Origin of the sequence: Anoxybacillus sp. UARK-01, from assembly GCF_002075365.1 — a bacterium.
Classification (GTDB): Bacteria; Bacillota; Bacilli; order Bacillales; family Anoxybacillaceae; genus Anoxybacteroides; species Anoxybacteroides rupiense.
The window spans coordinates 1-811 of sequence record NZ_NASY01000072.1; the positions used below are offsets into that span (position 1 = coordinate 1).

1 protein-coding gene is annotated in these 811 nt (G+C 41.8%); it reads left to right on the top strand.

Annotation, left to right across the window (positions count from 1 at the left end; translation table 11 throughout):
- The coding region (locus B6A27_RS18355) for an IS3 family transposase (RefSeq protein ID WP_080862889.1) at positions 1-811 on the top strand (811 nt) is incomplete at both ends.

Genomic DNA, 811 nt, shown 5'->3' on the forward strand with positions numbered 1-811 from the left:
GTGTTTCAAGAAGTGGGTATTACGACTGGCTCAAGCGTCCGAAAAGTAAACAGAAAAAACGAAAAGAACAACTCACTCAACAGATTCGAAATGAGTATCTAAAGTCCCGTAAGATTTACGGAAGCCCGAAAATTACGCAAGAACTAGGCAAACAAGGGATTCGAGTGTCTCAAAAGACGGTCGCTCGCATCATGAGGGAAGAAGGCTTGAGATCCATTACCGTCCGTAAATTCAAAGCCACTACGAACAGTAACCATCCTTACAACGTATATGACAATCTATTGAAACAAAACTTCCAAGCAACGGCTCCGAATGAAGTATGGATGGCAGATATTACGTACATTTCTACCGATGAAGGCTGGTTGTATTTAGCCAGTATCATGGATTTATATACTCGCAAGATGGTAGGATGGTATATCGATACACGAATGACGAAAGAGTTAGTCATCAAAGCGTTACAACGAGCTCTAAACAGCGAAAAACCAACGGAACGAGTGATTCATCATTCGGATCGTGGGAGCCAATATGCTTCGAATGACTATCAGCAACTTTTACAGGAACATCATTTTCAAGTGAGCATGTCGAGACGTGGGAACTGTTACGACAACGCTTGTATGGAGTCGTTTCATAGCCTAATCAAGAAAGAGTGCATTTATCTGAATCGATTCCGCACGCGGAAAGAAGCGAAACAAGCCATTTTTGAGTACATCGAATGCTTCTACAATCGCAAAAGAATTCATTCAGCTCTTGGCTATGTATCGCCATATGAATTTGAGGCTGCTTACTACGCTAATCAGAGACTGTCTCTTAT